Here is a 20,902-nt window from a genome sequence, read left to right as displayed (position 1 = left end):
GGGCGCCGGGTGGCGGCGGTACGGCTTCGCTCCGGGGCGCGGGACTTCGGCGCGGGCTCCGGGGGCGGGGTCCGGGTGGACGGCGCGGTACGGCGGTACGGCTTCGGCGGGGCGGGACTTCGGCGCGGGTCCCGGGAACGCCGGTCCGGCGGCGCGCCTTTCGGCGGCGCGGGCCCCGGCCGCGTGGCTCCGGCGGGCGGCGGAGGGATCCGCTCCTGCTCCGGCGCGGCTCCGGCGGGCGGCGGCGCGGCTCCGCCCGGCCCCTGCCCCGGCGCGGGTCCGCCGGGGCGGGGCGCGGTGGTGGAACGGGCCCCGGGCGCGGGCGCGTAGTACCTGAGACGGATGCCGCGGAACCCCCCTCGCAGGGGACGACGCCGCCCCCGTCCCCGCATACCGTGGGGAAGGTGACCGACACGACGCAGACGAGGACCGCGCCCCCGGGGGAGGCCAGGTACCGGGGCCCCGAGCACCGGCTGGCGGTGAACACCCTGGAAGGGATGCGCGGGGTGCTGATGACGGACGCCTTCGCCCACCGCCCGCTGGCCCCCCTGGCCGAGGACGGCGCGCTGCTCCGCCGCCTGCCCGCCGGGATGCGCGGGGGCGCGAGGCACCTCCCGTTCGGCCTCGTGTGCCTGCTGGCGCTGCTGGTCCTCTGGCTCGGCGTGGTGGCGGACGGCCCCTACGGCGGGTTCTCCCTGCTGCTGCTGGGCGGTCTGCTGTGCGGGGTGCCGGTGCTGATGACGGCCGTCCGCCCGGTCGGCGCGTTCTGGCTGTCGGTCGCGGCGGCACCGCTGGCCACGCTGGTCGGGACCACGGAGGGCGAATGGCCGTGGCTGCCCGGCACGTTCACCTCCCATCTGCTGGTGCTGGTGATCGTGGCGCTGCGGACCGACCCCCGCACCATCGCCTGGATGTGGGCGGCGACCGCGGTCTACGGCCTGTTGGTGCAGTCCGCGCTGGGCGGCGGCCATCCCTCCGCCAACACCGCCTCGATGCTGGTCCTGTCGGCGCTGGTGCTGCTGGCCGTCTCCCTCTGGCACATCCGCCGCAGGGCCCGCGAGGAGGTGACCGCGCAGCAGTCCGTCACCGAGCACGAGCGGTCCCGGCGCACCCTGCTGGAGGAGCGCACCACCATCGCCCGGGAGCTGCACGACGTGGTCGCGCACCACATGTCCGTCGTCGCCGTCCAGGCCGAGGCCGCGCCCTACCGGGTGCAGGACCCGCCGGAGGAGCTGGAGCGGGCGTTCGCCGTCATCCGGGAGAACGCGGTGGCCGCCCTGACCGAGCTGCGCCGGGTCCTCGGGGTGGTCCGCGCCGAGGAGTACGAGGTCCCCGACGCCCCGCAGCCCACGCTGGCCGACCTGGAGGCCCTGCTCGCCAACGTGGCCGCCGCCGGTCTCGCCGTCGACCGGGCGGTGACCGGCGCGGTGCGCGAACTGCCGCCGGGGGTGGAGCTGTCGGCGTACCGGATCGTGCAGGAGGCGCTGAGCAACACCCTGCGGCACGCGCCCGGCGCCGGTGCCCGGGTCGAACTCTCCTACGTCCTCGGCGGCCTGGGCCTGCGGATCGTCAACGGCCCCGCCCCGGGGGGCCGTCCGTCCCGGCCGTCGCCCGGCGCGGGCCACGGGATCACCGGCATGCGGGAGCGGGTGGCGATGCTGAACGGCGAGATGACGGCAGGCCCCGCCGACGACGGCGGGTACGAGGTGGCGGTGTTCCTGCCGGTCACCGCGGTCCCGGCGGAGGCGGCGTGAGCATCCGGGTCCTGGTCGCCGACGACCAGATGATGGTCCGCGAGGGGTTCTCGGTCCTGCTGAACGCGATGCCGGACATCGAGGTCGCCGGGGAGGCGGTCAACGGACGGGACGCGGTGGACAAGGTCCGCGCGCTCGCCCCGGACGTGGTCCTGATGGACATCCGCATGCCCGAGCTGAACGGCATCGGGGCGACCCGGGAGATCGTCGCCGCCGGCACCGCGACCAAGGTCCTCGTGCTGACCACGTTCGACCTCGACGAGTACGTCTACCAGGCGCTGCGCGCGGGCGCCTCGGGCTTCCTGCTCAAGGACGCGTCGGCGCGCCAGCTCGCGGAGGGCGTCCGGGTGGTGGCGGCCGGGGAGTCCCTCCTCGCGCCGTCCGTGACCCGGCGGCTGATCACCGAGTTCGCCCGGCTGTCCGACGCCCCGCGCCCCCTGGCCGCGGCGCGGGCGGCGTACGGCGGGCTGACCGAGCGGGAGACGGAGGTGCTGGTGCTGATCGCCCAGGGCCTGTCCAACGCGGAGATCGCCGGGCTGCTGGTGGTCGCGGAGTCCACCGTCAAGACCCATGTCAGCCGCGTCCTGGTCAAGCTGGGCCTGCGCGACCGCACCCAGGCCGCGGTCTTCGCCTACGAGGCCCGCCTGGTCACCCCCCGCTGACCACCCCGGGTCCGCTCCGCCCCGGGTCCGCCCCGGCTTGTGCCCGCTCTGGCTCGGGTCCGCTCCGGCTCGTACCCGCCCCGCTCCGCCTTGGATCGGGTCCGCCCCCTGCTCAGCCCTGGTCAGGCTCTCCGGGCCTGGCCTCGGGCCCTCCGGCCCCTTCCGGGCCTCCGGCCCCTTCCGGGCCCCCGGCCCTTCCGGGCCCCTCGGGCTCCCCGGCCCCCTCCGGCCCCCGGGCCCCCCGGGCCCCCCCCGGGCCCCCCGGGCCCCCCGGGCCCCTCCGGTCCTGGCCTCCGGCCCCGGGTCGCCTGGTCGGCGCCTCGGCCCGGTCCGCTTCCGATCCAGGTCCAGCCCCCGGGGCGCGGCGGCGCGGCCTTCCCGCGCCCCGGGGCCCACTCACCCGCCCCGGAAGGCCGGGGCGGCGGGATCCCCGCGTCCGGGTTCGCCGGGCTCCGGGCAGGAGCCCGGCATCCTGCGCCTCGGCCCGGTCCGGCCTTCGCTCCCGGCCCGGTTCCGTGGGCGGCCTGCGTCCCAGCCCGGGCTCGGTCCGTCCCGCCCCCGCTCGGTCCGTCCCGGCCCCGGCTCGGTCCGTCCCGCCCCGGCCCCCGCCCCGGCCCCCGGCCCGGCCCGCCCCGGCCCCCGCCCCACCGCCGGCGGCAGGACGTACGGCCCCCCGCGTCCGGGTTCGTCCGGCTCTGGGCAGGGGCCCGGGTCAGGGCTTATGGTCCGTTTCATGACGGCTGAAAGCGATCTTGCGTTCGACCCGTGGGACCCCGGCTTCGTCGCCGACCCCTACCCCGCCTTCGCCGAGCTGCGGGAGCGGGGCCGGGTGCACTACTACGCGCCGACGGACCAGTGGCTCGTCCCGCACCACGCCGACGTCTCGGCGCTGCTGCGGGACCGGCGGCTGGGGCGGACGTATCTGCACCGCTTCAACCACGAGGAGTTCGGCCGCACCCCGCCCCCGCCCGAGCAGGAGCCGTTCCACACGCTCAACGACCACGGCATGCTCGACCTGGAGCCGCCGGACCACACCCGTATCCGGCGGCTGGTGACCAAGGCGTTCACCCCGCGCACGGTGGAGCGGCTGCGGCCGTACGTCCGGCGGCTCGCGGACGACCTCGTGGACCGCCTGGTCGAGGCCGGGGGCGGCGACCTCCAGCGCGACCTGGCCGAGCCGCTGCCGGTCGCCGTGATCGCCGAGATGCTCGGCATCCCCGAGGCGGACCGGGCCCCGCTGCGCCCCTGGTCGGCCGACATCTGCGGGATGTACGAGCTGAACCCGTCCGGGGACGCGGCGGCCAGGGCGGTGCGCGCCTCCGTCGAGTTCTCCGACTACCTGCGCGCCCTGATCGCCGAGCGCCGCCGCACGCCCGGCGACGACCTCGTCTCCGGTCTGATCGCCGCCCACGACGAGGACGACGACCGGCTCACCGAGCAGGAGATGATCTCGACCTGCGTCCTGCTGCTGAACGCGGGCCACGAGGCCACGGTGAACGGCACGGTCAACGGCTGGTGGTCGCTGTTCCGGAACCCGGACCAGCTCGCCGCCCTGCGCGCCGACCACTCCCTCGTCCCGAGCGCCGTCGAGGAGCTGCTGCGCTACGACACCCCGCTCCAGCTCTTCGAGCGCTGGGTGCTGGACGACATCGAGATCGACGGGACGACGATCCCCCGCGGCGCGGAGATCGCGATGCTGTTCGGCTCCGCCAACCACGACCCCGCCGCCTTCGCCGACCCGGGCCGCCTCGACCTGACCCGCCGGGACAACCCGCACATCTCCTTCAGCGCGGGCATCCACTACTGCATCGGCGCCCCGCTCGCCCGGATCGAACTGGCCGCCTCGATGACCGCCCTGCTGGAGCGGGCGCCCGGGCTGCGGCCGGTGGGGGAGCCCCGGCGGCGGCCGAACTTCGTGATGCGGGGGCTGGAGGCGCTGAACGTGGAGGTGTGACGCGCCCCCGGCCCGACCGCCCCGTACACCCGCCCGCGCGCCCCCGCCGCGCACACCCGCCCGCGCGCCCTCGCCGCGCACCCGCTCGCCCGGCCCCGACCGCCGCGCGCACCTCCCGCGCACGGCGCCGCCGCGGCCCCCGTCCTGTCGAGCGGGGGCCGCGGCGGCTTGCCGGGCACGTCAGCGGGCCGGCAGCGTCAGCGCCCACGCGTCCTCGCGTGCCGACCAGGTGCGGGTCAGCACCGGCCCCGAGACCACCGCGTCAGCGCGGTAGCGGAAGTGCGCGCCCGAGACGGTGACCGTGCGGCCGGCCGCCGTCAGCGGCGCCGCCTCCGCGCCCGCCGGCCGCACCTCCACCTCGGCCCGCCCGCCGGTGCCCGGCAGCACCGACACCGACTCGACCGGCCGGTCCAGGTCGACCAGCGTCACCCCGTCGACCTCCACCCGCAGCCGCACCGGACCGCCCGGACCGGCCGGGGCCGGCCGGGACGGCGCCAGGGTGCGCACCAGCGACCGGCAGCCGCGCAGCCACGGACGCGCGTGCTCCGCCGGGTCCGGCGGCACCGGAGCCCCGGCCGGCGGGATGCGGACCGAGCCCAGCACCACCCCGTCGCTGTCGTCGACGAGCAGGTCCAGCCGCCGCGCCGCCCCGTCCAGGACCGCGCGGGCCGCCGCCACCGCGCCCGTCGGCAGGCCCAGCGCCCGGGTCAGGCCGAGCGCCGGGCCCACCGGCACCACCGCCAGGGCGCACCCGGCCAGCTCCCGCTGCCGGTGCAGCAGGCCGACGGCCCGCAGCAGGGCGGCGTCGTCCCCGATCACCACCGGCCGCCGCGAACCGCGCCGCCGCAGGGCCCGCGCGAACTCCTCCGGGCCGTCCGGAAGGCACACCTTCGTTCCCGCCGCGCCCGCGCTGAGCACGTCCTTCGCTATCCGTACGGACTCCCCGTCCATCCGTCGGGCGACGGGATCGATGACCACCAGGAGCTGATCGGGCGTCGTGGAAGTCGCCACCTCGGCCATGCCTCGCTTCCTCGGGTAGCATCTTTGTGCAACAGCCCCTTGCGCTCTTGCGCCAGGGGCTTCGTCTATTCCGGGGCATCCGGTCCGACGGTTGGCGACCGACGACGGTCGCGGTGTACGCGGCGGAAACCCTCCGTGCACGCTCTCGACCTTGGACATGCCCCGCCCGGAAGGGGTGTACGCGCGTGCCCGCACTTGTGCTGCTCGGTGCTCAGTGGGGTGACGAGGGCAAGGGGAAGGCCACGGACCTGCTCGGCGGGTCGGTCGACTACGTGGTCCGTTACCAGGGAGGTAACAACGCAGGCCACACGGTGGTCGTGGGCGACCAGAAGTATGCCCTGCACCTGCTTCCTTCCGGCATCCTCTCCCCCGGCTGCACGCCGGTCATCGGAAACGGGGTCGTGGTCGACCCCTCGGTCCTGCTCTCCGAGCTGAGTGGTCTCAACGAGCGCGGCGTCGACACGTCCAAGCTGCTGATCAGTGGGAACGCCCACATCATCACGCCGTACAACGTGACCGTCGACAAGGTGACGGAACGCTTCCTCGGCAAGCGCAGGATCGGCACCACCGGCCGGGGCATCGGCCCGACCTACGCCGACAAGATCAACCGCGTCGGCATCCGCGTCCAGGACCTCTACGACGAGTCGATCCTCACCCAGAAGGTGGAGGCGGCGCTCGACGTCAAGAACCAGATGCTCACGAAGCTCTACAACCGGCGCGCCATCGCCGTCGACCAGGTGGTCGGCGAGCTGCTGGAGTACGCGGACAAGCTGCGCCCCTATGTGACGGACACCGTCCTGGTCCTCAACCAGGCGCTGGACGACGACAAGGTCGTCCTCTTCGAGGGCGGCCAGGGCACGCTGCTGGACATCGACCACGGCACGTACCCGTTCGTCACCTCCTCCAACCCGACCGCCGGCGGCGCCTGCACCGGTGCGGGCGTCGGCCCGACCCGGATCAGTCGGGTCATCGGCATCCTGAAGGCGTACACCACGCGCGTCGGCGCCGGACCGTTCCCGACGGAGCTGTTCGACGAGGACGGCGAGGCGCTGCGCCGGATCGGCGGCGAGCGCGGGGTCACCACCGGCCGCGACCGCCGCTGCGGCTGGTTCGACGCGGTCATCGCCCGCTACGCGACCCGTGTGAACGGCCTGACCGACTTCTTCCTCACCAAGCTGGACGTCCTCACCGGCTGGGAGCAGATCCCGGTCTGCGTGGCGTACGAGATCGACGGCCGCCGGGTCGAGGAGCTGCCGTACTCGCAGACCGACTTCCACCACGCGAAGCCGGTCTACGAGATGCTCCCGGGCTGGAGCGAGGACATCACCGGCGCGAAGTCCTTCTCCGACCTGCCGAAGAACGCCCAGGCGTACGTCAAGGCGCTGGAGGAGATGTCCGGCGCCCCGATCTCCGCGATCGGCGTGGGCCCGGGCCGGGACGAGACGATCGAGATCAACTCGTTCCTGTAGCCCCGGCCGGTCGTCCTGTCCGTCCGCCCCCGTCCGCCCCGCGCGGCCGGGGGCGGACGGCGTCGGGGCCCGGCGCGGTGGAGCCACGCCGGGGGCCCGGGGCTCAGACGCCCATGGAGGCCAGCTCGATCGCGGACCGGTAGGACGCCGCGACCGTGACCACGCACGGGCGGTACGTGCGGTTCTCCCGCACCACGAGGAAGTACTCGCGGAGGTTCTCCCAGTAGTCCACGAGGTAGCCCAGGCCCGGGACGAAGCCCGGCGGGCGGGGCACGAGGGCGAACGCCTCGCTGCACCGCAGGATCTCGCCGGTGGCCGTCGACAGGACGTCGGCGACGTCCGCGTTCATGTCCCAGCCGGCCGCCAGGGCCGGGGTCCAGATCGCCCCGGCCACCTCGCGGAGCCGTTCCCGCTCCTGGGGCGTCGGGTCGCCCAGGACCCGCGCCGCCACCGGCGCGGGCGCCGCGCCCGGTGCCGCGCCGCCCGGTCCGCCCGCGGCGACGGCCGGTGCCACCGCCGCGCAGACCAGTGCCGCCGCCACGGCCGTCGCGCACACGGCCCGCCGTATCGTCCGTCCTCCGGTCACCGTCATCAACGGTCCCTCCCCGAACCCGCTCCGGTGCCTGCCCGCCCGGTGCCGCGACTCTGCCACGGGCCCGGTGATCCGGACAACGGCGACAACTCGCCACCGGGGGTGGGAAAGCGCCGGGAAAGCGCCGTTCCGGGGACGTGCCCCGGGCCCGGCGCGGGGCGTCGGCCGCCGGTCAGCTCAGGACGATCATCGACCCCTGGGCCAGGCTCCGGGTCGCCGCCGCGTGCAGGCCGAGCCACACATGGCGCTCCCGGGCGAAGGGGCTCGGGTCGTCCGGGGCGGGGGCGGCCGGTTCCTCCAGCTCCGTGGGGCCCAGCGGCGGCCGGGGCGCGGCCGGGGGGTTGGCGGGATCGATGCCGAGCACCGGGGCGACCGTCTGCAGCTCCCGCAGCAGGGCGTGCGAGGAGCCCAGCGGGCCGCCGCCCGCGAGGAGTTCGTCGTCGGCCAGCGGGTGCGGGAAGTCGACGGGGATGTACGCGCCCGCGTGGTCGTAGTGCCAGACCAGATGCGACTGCTGGGCCGTCGGCTCGAACATCTCCAGCAACTGCTCGTAGTCGCCGCCCAGTTCGTCGACCGGGGTGACCGGCAGCCCGCAGATCCCCAGCAGGTGGGCCCGGCGCAGCAGGTGCAGCGCGTCGTAGTCGAAGCCGGCGACGGGGGCGACCTCGCCGGACAGGCCCGGCATGTACGGGTGGACCGGCACCGGTGGCAGCCCGGCCTCGGCCAGCACCTTGTCGTACTGCGCGAGTTCCTCGGCGAACGGGTTGTCCGGGGTGTGGCACAGGATGTCGACGAGCGGTACCAGCCACAGGTCACAGGCCAAAGAGGGCTCCTCACACAGGACGGTGGTCAGGGCAGCGTAGTCGGTGCGGATGACGGGTGCGCCCGCCTCGCGCCCGCCCGGTGCCCGTCCCGGGCCCGCCCGCCGCCCGCCCCGTACCGGCCCGGTGTCCGGCTCTGTGTCCGGCCGGGTCCCGCCCCGGGCCCGCACGGGGGCCGGAGGGGGTGCGTCCGGTGTCCGCCCGGCACCGGGCGCCCGGCCCGCGGACCGGCCCGGTGCGGCGCCGTCACCGGCCGGTGAGCCGCTCGATCAGCGCGATGGAGTGCGCGTTGTAGGCGTCGACGAGGGAGCGGGCGGCCGGGTAGTCGCGGCGGGTGAGGGTGTCGACGAGTTCGGTGTGCCCGGACCAGAGGGTGCCGCGCAGATCGCCGAGGCGGCGCAGGTGCTGCACCGTGCACACCCAGCTCTGCACCCGCAGCCGGTGCAGGAAGTCGGAGAGGTACGGGTTGCCGAACAGGGCGCCCAGCTCGCGCCAGTACCGCAGGTCGTAGCCGATCAGCACGGTGAGGTCACCGGCGGCGGCGGCGCGCTGGGCCTCCTCGCCCCGGCGGCGCACCGCGGCGAGGGCGGCGACGGGCCGCTGCTCCTCGGCGCCGGGCCCGGACGGGCGGCGCTCCAGGGCGAGGAACATCCCGTCGGTGACGAGCCCCCGGGCCCGCACCATGCCCCGGAAGTCCTCGACCGAGTACTCGTGGACCCGGAAGCCCCGGTGGTGGTCGGCGTCCAGGAGGCCCTGCGCGGACAGGTCGACCAGGGCCTCCCGCACCGGGGTCGCGGACACCCCGTACTGGTCCGCGATCTCCCGGACGGTGAACGCCTGCCCGGGCTGGAGCCGTCCGGCCAGCACCTCGTCGCGGAGCGCGTCGGCGAGCTGCTGGCGCAGGGTGCTGCGCGTCACGGCGCTGCCGCTGGTGCCGGGCATGGTCGTGCGGTCTCCTCGTCGCGTGCGGCGGCGGGACGCGGGACCGCGTCCCGCCGGTACGGGCACGCCACCTTACGCGCTCGCACCGCGGCCCCCGGGCGCGGTGGACCGGGGGCGCGGTGCGGCGCGGGGCGGGCGGGGAGCGGGGACGGCCCTCAGACGGTGTAGCCGTCCGCCACGGACAGCGCCGTGTCCAGCACCGCCAGGCCCTCCTTCAGCTCGGCCTCGGTGATGGTGCACGGCGGCACCACATGGGTGCGGTTCATGTTCACGAAGGGCCACAGGCCGTGGCTCTTGGCGGTGGCGGCGAACGCGGCCATCGGGGTGTTGTCCGGGCCGGTGGCGTTGTAGGGGACCAGCGGTTCGCGGGTGGCGCGGTCGCGGACCAGCTCCAGCGCCCAGAACATGCCGACCCCGCGCACCTCGCCCACGCTGGGGTGCCGCTCGGCCAGGGCGCGCAGCGCCGGGCCGAGGACCTCGGAGCCGAGCCGGGCCGCGTTGCGCACCACGCCCTCGTCCTCCATCACGTTGATGGTGGCGACGGCGGCGGCGCAGGCCAGCGGGTGCCCGGAGTAGGTGAGGCCGCCGGGGTAGGGGCGCTCGGCGAAGGTCGCGGCGATCCGGTCGGAGATCGCGACGCCGCCCAGCGGCACGTAGCCGGAGTTCACGCCCTTGGCGAAGGTCATCAGATCGGGCACCACGTCGTACAGGCCGGCCGCGAACCACTCGCCGGTCCGGCCGAACCCGGCCATGACCTCGTCCAGGATCAGGACGATGCCGTGGGCGTCGCAGATCGCGCGGACCCCGGCGAGGTAGCCGGGCGGCGGGGTCATGATGCCCGCGGTGCCCGGGACGGTCTCCAGGATCACCGCCGCGACGGTGCCGGGGCCCTCGAAGGCGATGGTCGTCTCCAGGTGCTCCAGCGCCCGCGCGCACTCCTCCTCCTCGGTCCGCGCGTAGAAGCGGGTGCGGTACAGGTAGGGCGTCCAGAAGCGGACGACCCCGGCGGTGCCCCCGTCGGACGGCCAGCGGCGCGGGTCGCCGGTGATGTTGACGGCCTGCTGGGTGCCGCCGTGGTAGGAGCGGTACGCCGAGAGCACCTTGGGGCGGCCGGTGTGCAGCCGCGCCATGCGCACCGCGTGCTCCACGGCGTCGGCGCCGCCGTTGGTGAAGAAGATCCTGTCCAGGTCGCCGGGGGTGCGCTCGGCGATCAGCCGCGCCGCCTCCGAGCGCGCCCCGACGGCGAAGGCCGGGGCGAAGGTCGTCATCCGGGCCGCCTGCTCCTGGATCGCGGCGACGACCCGGGGGTGCTGGTAGCCGATGTTGGTGAAGACGAGCCCGCTGGCGAAGTCGAGGTAGCGCCTGCCGTCGTAGTCCCAGAAGTACGACCCCTCGGCGCCGGCGACGGCGAGCGGGTCGATGAGGTCCTGGGCGGACCAGGAGTGGAAGACGTGCGCGCGGTCCGCGGCCTTCACGGCGGCGCCGGCCTGGGGGTTGGGCTGGAGGGTCATGCGGCCGAGGGTAGAGGCCCGCGCCGCGCGGGGGTACCGGCGTCCGGTACGGGGTGCCGGGCGTTCCGCGACAGACTGCCGACGGGCCCGGCGGCGGCCCCGGAGGCCGCGCGGCACACGGCGCCGGGCCTGTTACGGAACCGTGGACGGGACCGTCCCGCTCCGTGACCGCCCCGGCCTATCCTTCGGTCTGTTGCTCAGGCTCGGGGGAAGGCGACGGGGACATGCGCGAGCTCGGGGACGGGGACCCGCAGCACATCGGGGCGTACCGGCTGCTGGGGCGGCTGGGCGCGGGCGGCATGGGGGACGTCTACCTGGCCCGGTCGGACCGGGGCCGCACGGTCGCCGTCAAGCTCGTCCGCGGGGAGCTGGCCGCGCTGGAGGAGTTCCGGGAGCGGTTCCGCCAGGAGGTGCGGTCCGCGCGCCGGGTCGGCGGGTACTGGACGGCGCCGGTGCTGGACGCGGACACCGAGGCCGCCGTGCCGTGGGTCGCCACCGGCTACGTCGCCGGGCCGAGCCTCCAGCGGGTCGTCGGCCACGACCACGGGGCGCTGCCCGAGCGGTCGGTGCGGACGCTGGCGGCGGGGCTCGCCTTCGCCCTCAAGGACATCCACGCGGCCGGGATCGTGCACCGCGACCTCAAGCCGTCCAACGTGCTCGTCACCATCGACGGCCCCCGGGTCATCGACTTCGGCATCGCGCGGGCCCTGGAGACGGTGGCCGACGACGGGCTGACCCGGACCGGCGCGCTGGTCGGCTCGCCCGGGTTCATGGCGCCGGAGCAGGTGCGGGGGGACCGGATCACCCCGGCGTGCGACGTGTTCTGCCTGGGGTCGGTGCTGGCCTTCGCGGCCACCGGGAGGACGCCGTTCGGCTCCGCCGACAGCGGCGGGCACGCGCTGATGTTCCGCATCGCCCGGGAGGAGCCCGACCTCACGGGCGTCCCCGAGGGCCTCGCCGACCTCGTCCGCGACTGCCTGCGCAAGGACCCGGCGGCCCGTCCCGGCCTGGACGCGGTCCTGGCCCGCACCGGCGCCCTGGACACCGTGGCCGACGGGCGCTCCCGGGACCCGTGGCTGCCCGGCACCCTGGTCGCCCAGCTCGGCCGCCACGCGGTGCGGCTGCTGGACACGGAGAACCCGGAGGGACCGGGGGAGCCCGGGTCCCCGGTCCGGGGCGAGGGGGACCGACCCGGGCGGACCCTGGTGGCGGACCTCGGGGCCCCGGACCGCCCCGCGGGGGCCCCGACGGCGCCCCTGCCCCCGCCGGACGGCCCGGCCCCGCCGGACGGCCCGGCCACGCGGTTCGCGGGTCCGACCCCGCCGCCCGGTCAGGCGACCGGGCACCCGGCCGCCGCCCACCCCGGCTACGGGCCCCCGCCCGCGCCGCCGCACGACGCCGCGCCCGGGTACGCCGGCCCCGGGTACGCCGCCCCGGCCTGGAACGCGGGCCCGCCCGCGCCGTACGGAGCACCCGCCCCCTACGGGCAGGCCCCCTACGGCGCTCCCCCGCAGCCCCCCGCGGCGCACCCGCCGTACGGCGCGACGCCGCCCTACGGGCCCACCCCGCCGTACGGGCCCCTTCCGCCGTACGGTCCCGCCCCGGAGACCCGGCGCCGGGGGCCCTCGACGGTGCTGCTGGTCGTGATCGCCCTGGTGGTGGCGCTCGGCGCCGGGGGCGCGGTGTACGCCGTGATGACCGGGAAGGTCGACCGGGCGGATGACGGCCCGCCCCCGGCGCCGACCGCGGAGCCCACCCGGGGCCCGACGGCCGGTGCCGGGACGCGGACCACCGCGCCCCCGGAATCGCCCCCGCCGTCCTCCCCGGCCGCGGGCACCGTCCCGGACGGCTACCTCGGCACCTGGACCGCCGCCATCAGCAACGACTCCGGTGAGCACGGGCGCAGCCTCACCATCCGGCAGGGCGGGGTGGGGGACACGGTGCTCTCCCTCGTCGCCGACGGCCCCGCGGGCGGCGGCACCTACCGCTGCGTCTTCGAGGCGGAGCTGAGCACCGCGCCCGACGGCGGCGGCACCCTCCACATCGGCCCGTCCCGGGTCACCTCGGGCCCCGCCTCCTCCTGCAACCCCGGCCCCGCCACCGAGGTGACCCTGCTGCCCGACGGGGGGCTCCGGCGGTCCGGCCCCGACGGCGAGGCCCTCACCTACCGGCGCGAGTGACCCGGCGGGGGCGGGCGCCGTGCCTCAGCCGGCCGGGGGCTCGGGGCAGGTGCGGTCGAACCAGTCGATGAACTCCCGGACGGTGCCGATCCGCGCCACCCGGGCGTGCAGGGCCTTCTGGTCGTGCCCGGCCAGGAACCAGCCGGTGGGGACCGGTTCGCCGCAGCCGCAGTAGCAGGCGCGGGCGCCGTGCGGGGAGTCGAAGTAGGTGACCGGGTTGCGGACCACGCCGACGGGCGGCGCGCCGCCGACGTAGGCGTCGTGGACCGGGTCGCCCGCCGCCAGCCAGCGGCCCTCGATGGCCTTGCGCCCCCCGGCCACGGGGACCAGGCGGTCGATCTCGACGGCCAGGCGGACCAGCCCCTCGGCCGAGAACAGGGCGTACTGCTCGCGCTCGGCGCGCTCGCCCAGGACCCAGCAGCCGCGGTTGGCGCGGAACAGCGCCGCCTCGCCCATGTTCTCGTCCCAGCCCACGTGGTCGCGGCCGAGCTGGTCCTCCCGCGGGTCGACGTAGCGCATCCGCCCGAGCGTGATGTGGATCATGTCCTGCCCCCGAATCCGTCGTGCCGCGCACCCGTGCGCCCGCGGACACTCCCGCGCCGCCGCACCGTGCGTCCGGGGCGCCCTGCCCCGCCGGCACGGGAAGCATGGCAGGCGCCGGGCGATACTGTCCACCCCTAGGAGGCAAGGGTATTGGGCGTACGGGCCGAGGGGAGGGGCCGAGCCAGCGCACGGTGCGCGGGACCCGCGCCGTAGGACGGACCGGGCGGCCTCCCGGCGCCAGGACCCGGGGTCCGGGGGCCCGGGCCCGAGGGCCGGGGCGCGGGGGCCGGGGCGCGGGGGTGCGTGCCGAGGCCGGGGCCGGGGGCCGGGGTGAGGAGGGCACGGCCGCGGCGGGCCGGGGTACGGCGCGAGGCGGCCCGCCCCGGGGGAAGGTGCGGTGCCCGCGGCCGGGCCGGGCCACGACAGCGGTACGGGTCCGGAGGCCCGGCGCGAGCCTCCGTCCGCCGTCGTGGACGCCGAGCCCGGAGGCGATGACCCGGGGGCGCGGCCGAACCGAGCCTCATCGGGGCCGGGCCGGGCCGGGACGGGACGGGGCCGGGACGGGCCGGGACGGGACGGGGCCGGGACGGGACGGGACGGGGCCGGGCGGGGGCCGGGGTCGCGAACGGCGGGCCGGTACGCCGGGCGGCCCCTGGCCCCCGGCCCCCGGCGCCGGGCAACCCGGGCACGGGGGTGGTGCCGGACCTGCGGGGCCCGGCTCCGCGCGGTGGCCGGACGCGGCGGGCCGGTCGTCCGGCGCGGGGTGACCCCGGGCCGGAGGCGGCCACCCGGTGCGGGGCGGTGGCCCCGGGAGGGGGCGGCCCCCGCGCGGGCTCCGGTCAGCGCGGTTCCGGGGGGCGCTGGCGCGGCATGTTGGGGCGGGGGCCGCTCCCCGGGAGCGAGAAGCGGCCCGCGGTCCCGGCGCCGCCGGGCTCCTGGCGGGCGGCGGCCACCGGCGGCGCCTGGAGCGCGAGCGGGGCCGGGCCGGAGCGCAGGCCCGCCATCCAGTCCGCCGTCTCCACCCGCACCAGCTCCGCCACGTCCTCCGAGAAGCGCCGCAGCACCAGCAGGCACCGGTCCGCGGCCTCGCTCGCCGTGCCGTCCGCGGGCCCCAGCACCTCCCGCACGCTCTCCGAGGCCCAGTCGAACTGGAGCGACCGCAGCCGCCGCTGCACCGCCTGCGCCGTCGCCACGTCCCGTATCCACCCGGCCGTGACCCCGAAGTACCGGTCCCCGGCCATGCACGCCGCCCCCAGCAGCAGCGCCAGATACCCCCAGGGCGCCGTCCCGCCCGCGATCCCCGTCATGTCCAGCAGCGGCAGCGCGGCCCCGCCGACCGTCCCCGCCGCCGCCCCGCAGCGCAGCAGCCGCGCGCCCCGCCGCTTGCCCGTGCGGTCCGCCAGATACCAGGCCGCCGTCTCCAGCGCGCCCCGCTCCACCCACCGGTACAGCTCGTCCAGCCGCTCGGCGGGCATGGACCAGTCCCCGAGCGGAAGGGCCCGCCCGGCCAGGTCACCGCCCGGCCCGTCCTGCGGCGGCCCCTCGGGCTGCTTCTCCGGCTGACCCACCCGGCCACTCCCTACTGATCGCCGTCCGTGAAGACCCCGCGGCGCTCCTGTGGCACCCGGGGACGACGCGCCGCACCCTTCCTACCGCCCAACGGGTGGCGGAAACGCGGTCGTGAACGGCTTTCCGCCCGCGAGGGCGCCGTGATCAGGTATAGGGCGCGGGACGGACTCACTCGAAAGAGTGCTGGGGCGAGGGCCGCCCGGAGCACGTAGGCTCGTGCCGAACGGCAAAACCCGCCGCGCTACGGCGGTGGGGACAGCGGCGATGGGAGCTGAACGTGATCCCCGGTGGTGGCCAGCCCAACATGCAGCAGTTGCTCCAGCAGGCCCAGAAGATGCAGCAGGACCTCTCCCGGGCCCAGGAGGAGCTGGCGAGGACCGAGGTCGACGGGCAGGCGGGCGGCGGCCTGGTGAAGGCCACCGTCACCGGCTCCGGCGAGCTGCGCGGCCTCGTGATCGCCCCGGAGGCGGTGGACCCGGAGGACACCGAGACCCTCGCGGACCTCGTCGTGGCCGCCGTCCAGGCCGCCGGCGAGAACGCCCGCGCCCTCCAGCAGCAGAAGCTGGGCCCGCTGGCCCAGGGCCTCGGCGGCGGCATCCCCGGCCTCCCCTTCTGACCCGGCCGCCCCGCCCGCCCCGGGCGGACGGCACTCCCGCCCCACCCCTCCCGGTACGGGGCGAAGCCCTCTACCGTACGTAGTGCGAGAACCGGAAAGGACGGCAGTCCGTTGTACGAAGGCGTGGTCCAGGACCTCATCGACGAACTGGGGCGGCTGCCCGGCGTCGGTCCCAAGAGCGCGCAGCGGATCGCCTTCCACATCCTCCAGGCGGAGCCGGCCGACGTGCGGCGCCTCGCCCACGCCCTGACGGAGGTCAAGGCCAGGGTCCGCTTCTGCGCCACCTGCGGCAACGTCGCGCAGGAGGAGCGGTGCGGCATCTGCCGCGACCCGCGCCGGGACACGTCGGTCATCTGCGTCGTGGAGGAGCCCAAGGACGTCGTCGCCATCGAGCGCACCCGCGAGTTCCGCGGCCGGTACCACGTGCTCGGCGGCGCGATCAGCCCCATCGACGGTGTCGGCCCGGACGACCTGCGCATCCGGGAACTCCTCGCCCGCCTCGCCGACGGCGCGGTCACCGAGCTGATCCTGGCCACGGACCCGAACCTGGAGGGCGAGGCCACGGCCACCTACCTCGCCCGCATGATCAAGCCCATGGGCCTCAAGGTCACCCGCCTGGCCAGCGGCCTCCCAGTGGGTGGCGACCTGGAGTACGCGGACGAGGTGACCCTCGGCCGTGCCTTCGAGGGGAGACGACTCCTAGATGTCTGACGCCACGCTGCACGCGACCCACCAGAACCCCGACGACTTCGCCGTCCAGATCGCGGACCAGGTCGAGAGCTTCCTGGTCGCCGTCACGGAGGTCGCCAAGGGCGACGAACCGGACTCGGCGGTGCCCTTCCTCCTCCTGGAGGTCTCCCAGCTCCTGCTGGCCGGCGGCCGGCTCGGCGCCCACGAGGACATCGTCCCCGAGGAGCGCTACGAGCCCGACCTGGGCCCGGAGCAGGACGTGGACGCGCTCCGCGAGAACCTGGCGCGCATCCTCGAACCGGTCGACGTCTACTCCGAGGTCTTCGACCCCTACGAGCCGCGCCGGGCCCCCGTGCCCGCCCGCATCTCCCACGACCTCACCGAGGTCATGACCGACCTGCGCCACGGCATGGCCCACTACCGGGCCGGCCGCACCACGGAGGCCCTGTGGTGGTGGCAGTTCTCCTACTTCTCCAACTGGGGCTCCATCGCCTCGGCGGCCCTGCGCGCCCTCCAGTCCGTCGTCGCCCACGTCCGCCTCAACCAGCCGCTGGAGGAGCTGGACGGCCTCGACACCGACCAGGACCCGGCCGACGAGCTGCTGGAGTCGGAGGCGGGCCGCGTCATGGTCGAGGAGATCGCCGGACCGCTGGGACTGCGGCCCGTCGTCTGAGCCCCGCCCGGCAGCCCACCGGGCCCCGCCCGGCCGTCCGTTCGGCCGCCCGGCCGGGGGCCGCGACCGGGTGACGCCCTGCGCCGACCGGGCCGGAATTCGCTTGTGAACGTGTGACACACGGCACTTTTCCGAGTGGGCCGGTGGCTCCTGGGCATGAGCCACCCCGGGCACCCCGGTCTCACCATGCGATACCGCAGGGGGGAACGGTGGACGCTCGGTAAAATGAGCCGACCGCAGTACGGGTACGTACGTGCGGAAAGAGACGGATGAGCGAGGAGCGCACGTGGGCCTTGTCGTGCAGAAGTACGGAGGCTCCTCCGTAGCCGATGCCGAGGGCATCAAGCGCGTCGCCAAGCGGATCGTGGAAGCGAAGAAGAGCGGCAACCAGGTGGTCGCCGTCGTTTCCGCGATGGGCGACACGACGGACGAGCTGATCGATCTCGCGGAGCAGGTTTCCCCGATCCCTGCCGGGCGCGAGCTCGACATGCTGCTGACCGCCGGGGAGCGGATCTCCATGGCCCTGCTGGCCATGGCCATCAAGAACCTGGGCCACGAGGCGCAGTCGTTCACCGGCAGCCAGGCGGGGGTCATCACCGACTCCGTCCACAACAAGGCCCGCATCATCGATGTGACGCCGGGCCGCATCCGCACCTCGGTGGACGAGGGCAACGTCGCCATCGTGGCCGGCTTCCAGGGCGTCAGCCAGGACAGCAAGGACATCACCACGCTGGGCCGGGGCGGCTCCGACACCACGGCCGTCGCCCTCGCCGCCGCGCTCGACGCGGACGTCTGCGAGATCTACACCGATGTCGACGGCGTCTTCACCGCCGACCCGCGCGTGGTGAAGAAGGCGAAGAAGATCGACTGGATCTCCTTCGAGGACATGCTGGAGCTCGCCGCCTCCGGCTCCAAGGTGCTGCTCCACCGCTGCGTGGAGTACGCCCGCCGGTACGACATCCCGATCCACGTGCGCTCCAGCTTCAGCGGGCTGCCGGGCACCTGGGTCAGCAGCGAGCCGATCAAGCGAGGGGACAAGCAGGTGGAGCAGGCCATCATCTCCGGTGTCGCGCACGACACCTCAGAGGCCAAGGTCACGGTCGTCGGCGTGCCGGACAAGCCGGGCGAGGCCGCCGTCATCTTCCGCACCATCGCGGACGCCCAGGTCAACATCGACATGGTGGTGCAGAACGTGTCCGCCGCCTCCACCGGGCTGACGGACATCTCCTTCACCCTGCCGAAGGCCGAGGGTCCCAAGGCCATCGAGGCGCTGGAGAGGAACCGTTCCAGCATCGGCTTCGACTCGCTGCGCTACGACGACCAGATCGGCAAGATCTCCCTGGTCGGCGCGGGGATGAAGACCAACCCCGGGGTCACCGCCGACTTCTTCACCTCGCTGGCCGACGCGGGCGTGAACATCGAGCTGATCTCGACCTCCGAGATCCGCATCTCGGTCGTCACCCGCAAGGACTCGGTCCTCGACGCCGTGCGCGCCGTGCACACCGCCTTCGGTCTCGACGCCGAGAGCGACGAGGCCGTCGTCTACGGGGGCACCGGACGCTGATGGCCGCCACCGGGCGGACCGGGCGCGCCGGGCGGCCGACCCTGGCCGTCGTCGGCGCGACCGGTGCCGTCGGCACGGTCATGCTCCAGATCCTGTCCCAGCACGCGGACATCTGGGGCGACATCCGCCTGATCGCCTCGCCGCGCTCGGCCGGCCGCAAGCTGGCCGTGCGCGGGGAGGAGGTCGAGGTGGTCGCGCTCACCGAGGAGGCCTTCGACGGGGTCGACGTCGCCATGTTCGACGTCCCCGACGAGGTGGCCGCCCGCTGGGCGCCGGTCGCCGCCGCCCGGGGCGTGGTGGTGGTCGACAACTCGGGAGCCTTCCGGATGGACCCGGAGGTGCCCCTCGTGGTGCCCGAGGTCAACGCGCACGCGGCGCGCATCCGGCCGCGCGGCATCCTCTCCACCCCCAACTGCACGACCCTATCCGTCATCGTCGCGCTGGGCGCGCTGCACGCCGAGTACGGGCTGCGCGAACTGGTGGTCTCCGCGTTCCAGGCGGTGAGCGGGGCGGGCCGGGACGGCGTGGACACCCTGCGGCGCCAGCTCTCCCTGGTGGCCGGCACGGAGCTGGGCACCCGCCCCGGCGACCTGCGGCGGGCGGTCGGCGACGACACCGGGCCGTTCCCGGAGCCGGTGGTGCTGAACGTGGTGCCGTGGGCCGGGACCGCGCGCGAGGACGGCTGGTCCTCGGAGGAGATGAAGGTCCGCGACGAGTCCCGCAAGATCCTCGGGCTGCCGAGGCTGCCCGTCGCCGTCACCTGTGTGCGGGTCCCGGTGGTGACCGCGCACTCCGCGACCGTGCACGCCCGCTTCGAGGGCGAGGTGACGGTCGATAAGGCCCGGGAGATCCTGGCCACCGCGCCCGGCGTGGTCCTCTTCGACGATCCGGCCGCGGGGGAGTTCCCCACCCCCGCCGACGTGGTCGGCACCGACCCGACCTGGGTGGGCCGGGTGCGCCGGGCCCTGGACGACCCGACCGCGCTGGAGTTCTTCGTCTGCGGGGACAACCTGCGCAAGGGCGCAGCGCTGAACACCGCGCAGATCGCGGAACTGGTCGCCGCCGAGTTCCCCTGACGGGCCGCGCGCCCCCCGGCCGGGCCGGACATCCGTCGGCCGACAGGGCCGGACATCCCTCCGCCGGGCGGGCCGGACGCCCGTCCGCGGGGGGAAGCGCCCGGTCGTCCCGGTGTTCGTTTGTAAGATCCGTGAACGAGTCGTGATCCGGACGTCATCCCGCAGCACTTGTCGCCGGTACCGGTGGCATCGGAGGATTTTCCTTCCCGCCCCCGCAACCGTGCGAAGGACGGCGGGCGTCTTTGCCGTCACCCCTTCGGGGCGCCGGGCGCGGGCCGGCGCGGGGAGGCCGGGCGCGCGTGGGGACGCGCACCCATGAACACAGGGGAAGAACGGGACGTATGAGTGCTCTTGGCGCACTGTCGGACGGACGGCTGCCCGGCGGCCGGCGGGGGAACGCGGCGCCCGGCACGGACAACGGGGCGCCCGGCACGTACAACCCTCACGGGGATGCGTGTGTCCAACTGGCGTGGCAGAGGTACTCGACTTCACCGCGACGACGCGCGCGAGCGCGCTGCGGGCACCCGTACGGCAGCTCCGGCCCGCTCGTCCCCGTCCGTCCGGCGCGCCGGCCGGTGGCATGCCGGTGATCGCGCCGATGCCCGCGACCCGCCCGGCCGGCCTGCCCAACCAGCGCGACGGCGCCGAGGACACGGTGGCGGCGGGCACGACCGTCGACCACCTCACCGAGACCTACCGCGCCCACTACCGGTCGCTGCTCGGTCTGGCCGCGCTACTCCTCGACGACACCGCCTCCTGCGAGGACGTCGTCCAGGAGGCGTTCATACGCGTCCACTCGGCGCGCAAACGGGTCCGCGACCCCGAGAAGACCCTGGCGTACCTGCGCCAGACCGTCGTCAACCTCTCCCGCTCGGCGCTGCGCCGCCGCATCCTCGGCCTCAAGCTGCTCTCCAAGCCGATGCCGGACATGGCGAGCGCGGAGGAGGGAGCGTACGACCAGCTGGAGCGCGACTCGCTGATCAAGGCCATGAAGGGCCTCCAGCGACGGCAGCGCGAGGTGCTGGTCCTGCGGTACTTCGCCGACATGACCGAGTCCCAGGTCGCCGACACGCTCGGCATATCCATCGGCTCGGTCAAGGCGTACGGCTCCCGGGGCATAGCGGCCCTGCGGGTGGCCATGGAGGCGCCGGTATGAGCGCCGAGGACGTACGGCCGCGGCCCGGCGGGGAGGACGCGCGGGGGGCGGACGGCCCGGCCCGGGAGGGGCGCGGGGACCGCGGGGACCGCGGGGGCCGTGGCGGGGAC

At 75.6% G+C, this 20,902-nt stretch carries 18 protein-coding genes; 11 read left to right on the top strand and 7 right to left on the bottom strand.

Features of this window, described 5'->3' with window-relative positions:
• Positions 1-404 precede the first annotated feature (404 nt).
• The 3 genes from ACZ7LB_RS04285 to ACZ7LB_RS04275 all read left to right on the top strand — a co-directional run bounded on the left by ACZ7LB_RS04285 (position 405) and on the right by ACZ7LB_RS04275 (position 4,370).
• The gene (locus tag ACZ7LB_RS04285) at positions 405-1,754 is read left to right on the top strand and encodes a sensor histidine kinase (protein WP_471465308.1); all 1,350 of its coding nucleotides are present in this window, start codon (positions 405-407) and stop codon (positions 1,752-1,754) included.
• Positions 1,751-2,416, top strand: coding sequence for a response regulator (locus ACZ7LB_RS04280; RefSeq protein ID WP_471465307.1), 666 nt, complete (start codon positions 1,751-1,753; stop codon positions 2,414-2,416). Before ACZ7LB_RS04285 ends, ACZ7LB_RS04280 begins: the two co-directional genes overlap by 4 nt.
• A gap of 733 nt (positions 2,417-3,149) precedes the next feature.
• Entirely contained in the window at positions 3,150-4,370 is a 1,221-nt protein-coding gene (locus ACZ7LB_RS04275) for a cytochrome P450 (protein WP_471465306.1), read from the top strand.
• A 180-nt stretch (positions 4,371-4,550) separates the two neighbouring features.
• Here ACZ7LB_RS04275 and ACZ7LB_RS04270 read toward each other — a convergent pair whose 3' ends face one another.
• Positions 4,551-5,390: a diacylglycerol kinase family protein gene (locus tag ACZ7LB_RS04270; RefSeq protein WP_471465305.1), complete on the bottom strand. Its 840-nt coding sequence runs from the start codon at positions 5,388-5,390 to the stop codon at positions 4,551-4,553.
• Between the two features lie 185 nt (positions 5,391-5,575).
• On the opposite strand from ACZ7LB_RS04270, the gene ACZ7LB_RS04265 reads away from it, so the two are divergent.
• A complete protein-coding gene (locus ACZ7LB_RS04265; RefSeq protein ID WP_161229507.1) occupies positions 5,576-6,859 on the top strand; it encodes an adenylosuccinate synthase in 1,284 nt (427 codons plus the stop codon).
• A gap of 103 nt (positions 6,860-6,962) precedes the next feature.
• Here the strand turns inward: ACZ7LB_RS04265 and ACZ7LB_RS04260 are convergent, their stop codons facing one another.
• The 4 genes from ACZ7LB_RS04260 to ACZ7LB_RS04245 all read right to left on the bottom strand — a co-directional run bounded on the left by ACZ7LB_RS04260 (position 6,963) and on the right by ACZ7LB_RS04245 (position 10,725).
• The gene (locus tag ACZ7LB_RS04260; protein ID WP_471465304.1) at positions 6,963-7,451 is read right to left on the bottom strand and encodes a hypothetical protein; all 489 of its coding nucleotides are present in this window, start codon (positions 7,449-7,451) and stop codon (positions 6,963-6,965) included.
• A 172-nt stretch (positions 7,452-7,623) separates the two neighbouring features.
• On the bottom strand, positions 7,624-8,274 hold the full coding sequence (locus ACZ7LB_RS04255; protein ID WP_471465303.1) for a hypothetical protein: 651 nt from the start codon (positions 8,272-8,274) through the stop codon (positions 7,624-7,626).
• Between the two features lie 244 nt (positions 8,275-8,518).
• The gene (locus tag ACZ7LB_RS04250) at positions 8,519-9,214 is read right to left on the bottom strand and encodes a GntR family transcriptional regulator (RefSeq protein ID WP_471465302.1); all 696 of its coding nucleotides are present in this window, start codon (positions 9,212-9,214) and stop codon (positions 8,519-8,521) included.
• 155 nt (positions 9,215-9,369) lie between these two features.
• Complete coding sequence (locus tag ACZ7LB_RS04245) at positions 9,370-10,725, bottom strand: aminotransferase class III-fold pyridoxal phosphate-dependent enzyme (RefSeq protein ID WP_471465301.1); 1,356 nt, start codon at positions 10,723-10,725, stop codon at positions 9,370-9,372.
• A gap of 224 nt (positions 10,726-10,949) precedes the next feature.
• Here ACZ7LB_RS04245 and ACZ7LB_RS04240 point away from each other — a divergent pair, with 224 nt between their 5' ends.
• Positions 10,950-12,905, top strand: coding sequence for a serine/threonine-protein kinase (locus ACZ7LB_RS04240; RefSeq protein ID WP_471465300.1), 1,956 nt, complete (start codon positions 10,950-10,952; stop codon positions 12,903-12,905).
• 24 nt (positions 12,906-12,929) lie between these two features.
• On the opposite strand, the gene ACZ7LB_RS04235 is transcribed toward ACZ7LB_RS04240, so the two are convergent.
• Together ACZ7LB_RS04235 and ACZ7LB_RS04230 are read right to left on the bottom strand one after the other, a co-directional pair.
• Positions 12,930-13,448 (bottom strand): hypothetical protein, encoded by a 519-nt coding sequence (locus ACZ7LB_RS04235; protein WP_471465299.1) that lies wholly within the window; start codon positions 13,446-13,448, stop codon positions 12,930-12,932.
• Between the two features lie 839 nt (positions 13,449-14,287).
• Positions 14,288-15,016: an SLATT domain-containing protein gene (locus tag ACZ7LB_RS04230; protein WP_471465298.1), complete on the bottom strand. Its 729-nt coding sequence runs from the start codon at positions 15,014-15,016 to the stop codon at positions 14,288-14,290.
• A 278-nt stretch (positions 15,017-15,294) separates the two neighbouring features.
• On the opposite strand from ACZ7LB_RS04230, the gene ACZ7LB_RS04225 reads away from it, so the two are divergent.
• The 6 genes from ACZ7LB_RS04225 (at position 15,295) to ACZ7LB_RS04200 (ending at position 20,792) form a co-directional block, all read left to right on the top strand.
• Entirely contained in the window at positions 15,295-15,633 is a 339-nt protein-coding gene (locus ACZ7LB_RS04225; protein ID WP_161229500.1) for a YbaB/EbfC family nucleoid-associated protein, read from the top strand.
• Positions 15,634-15,744: 111 nt separating this feature from the next.
• The gene (gene recR / locus ACZ7LB_RS04220) at positions 15,745-16,344 is read left to right on the top strand and encodes a recombination mediator RecR (RefSeq protein ID WP_471465297.1); all 600 of its coding nucleotides are present in this window, start codon (positions 15,745-15,747) and stop codon (positions 16,342-16,344) included.
• Positions 16,337-16,996, top strand: coding sequence for a DUF5063 domain-containing protein (locus ACZ7LB_RS04215; protein WP_161229498.1), 660 nt, complete (start codon positions 16,337-16,339; stop codon positions 16,994-16,996). The genes recR and ACZ7LB_RS04215 overlap by 8 nt, the downstream gene beginning before the upstream one ends.
• Before the next feature lie 286 nt (positions 16,997-17,282).
• Complete coding sequence (locus tag ACZ7LB_RS04210; protein ID WP_161229497.1) at positions 17,283-18,560, top strand: aspartate kinase; 1,278 nt, start codon at positions 17,283-17,285, stop codon at positions 18,558-18,560.
• Positions 18,560-19,636, top strand: a complete 1,077-nt coding sequence (locus ACZ7LB_RS04205) for an aspartate-semialdehyde dehydrogenase (protein WP_471465296.1) — start codon at positions 18,560-18,562, stop codon at positions 19,634-19,636. Before ACZ7LB_RS04210 ends, ACZ7LB_RS04205 begins: the two co-directional genes overlap by 1 nt.
• 580 nt (positions 19,637-20,216) lie before the next feature.
• Positions 20,217-20,792 carry a SigE family RNA polymerase sigma factor gene (locus ACZ7LB_RS04200; RefSeq protein ID WP_321162670.1) on the top strand — a complete coding sequence of 192 codons (576 nt, stop codon included), beginning with the start codon at positions 20,217-20,219 and terminating at the stop codon, positions 20,790-20,792.
• The last annotated feature ends 110 nt before the right edge of the window (positions 20,793-20,902 follow it).

The sequence above is a fragment of the Streptomyces sp. NPDC107521 genome (assembly GCF_055598485.1).
The sequence above is the reverse complement of the archived record's forward strand: the minus strand, read 5'-3'. Positions and strand labels throughout refer to the sequence as shown.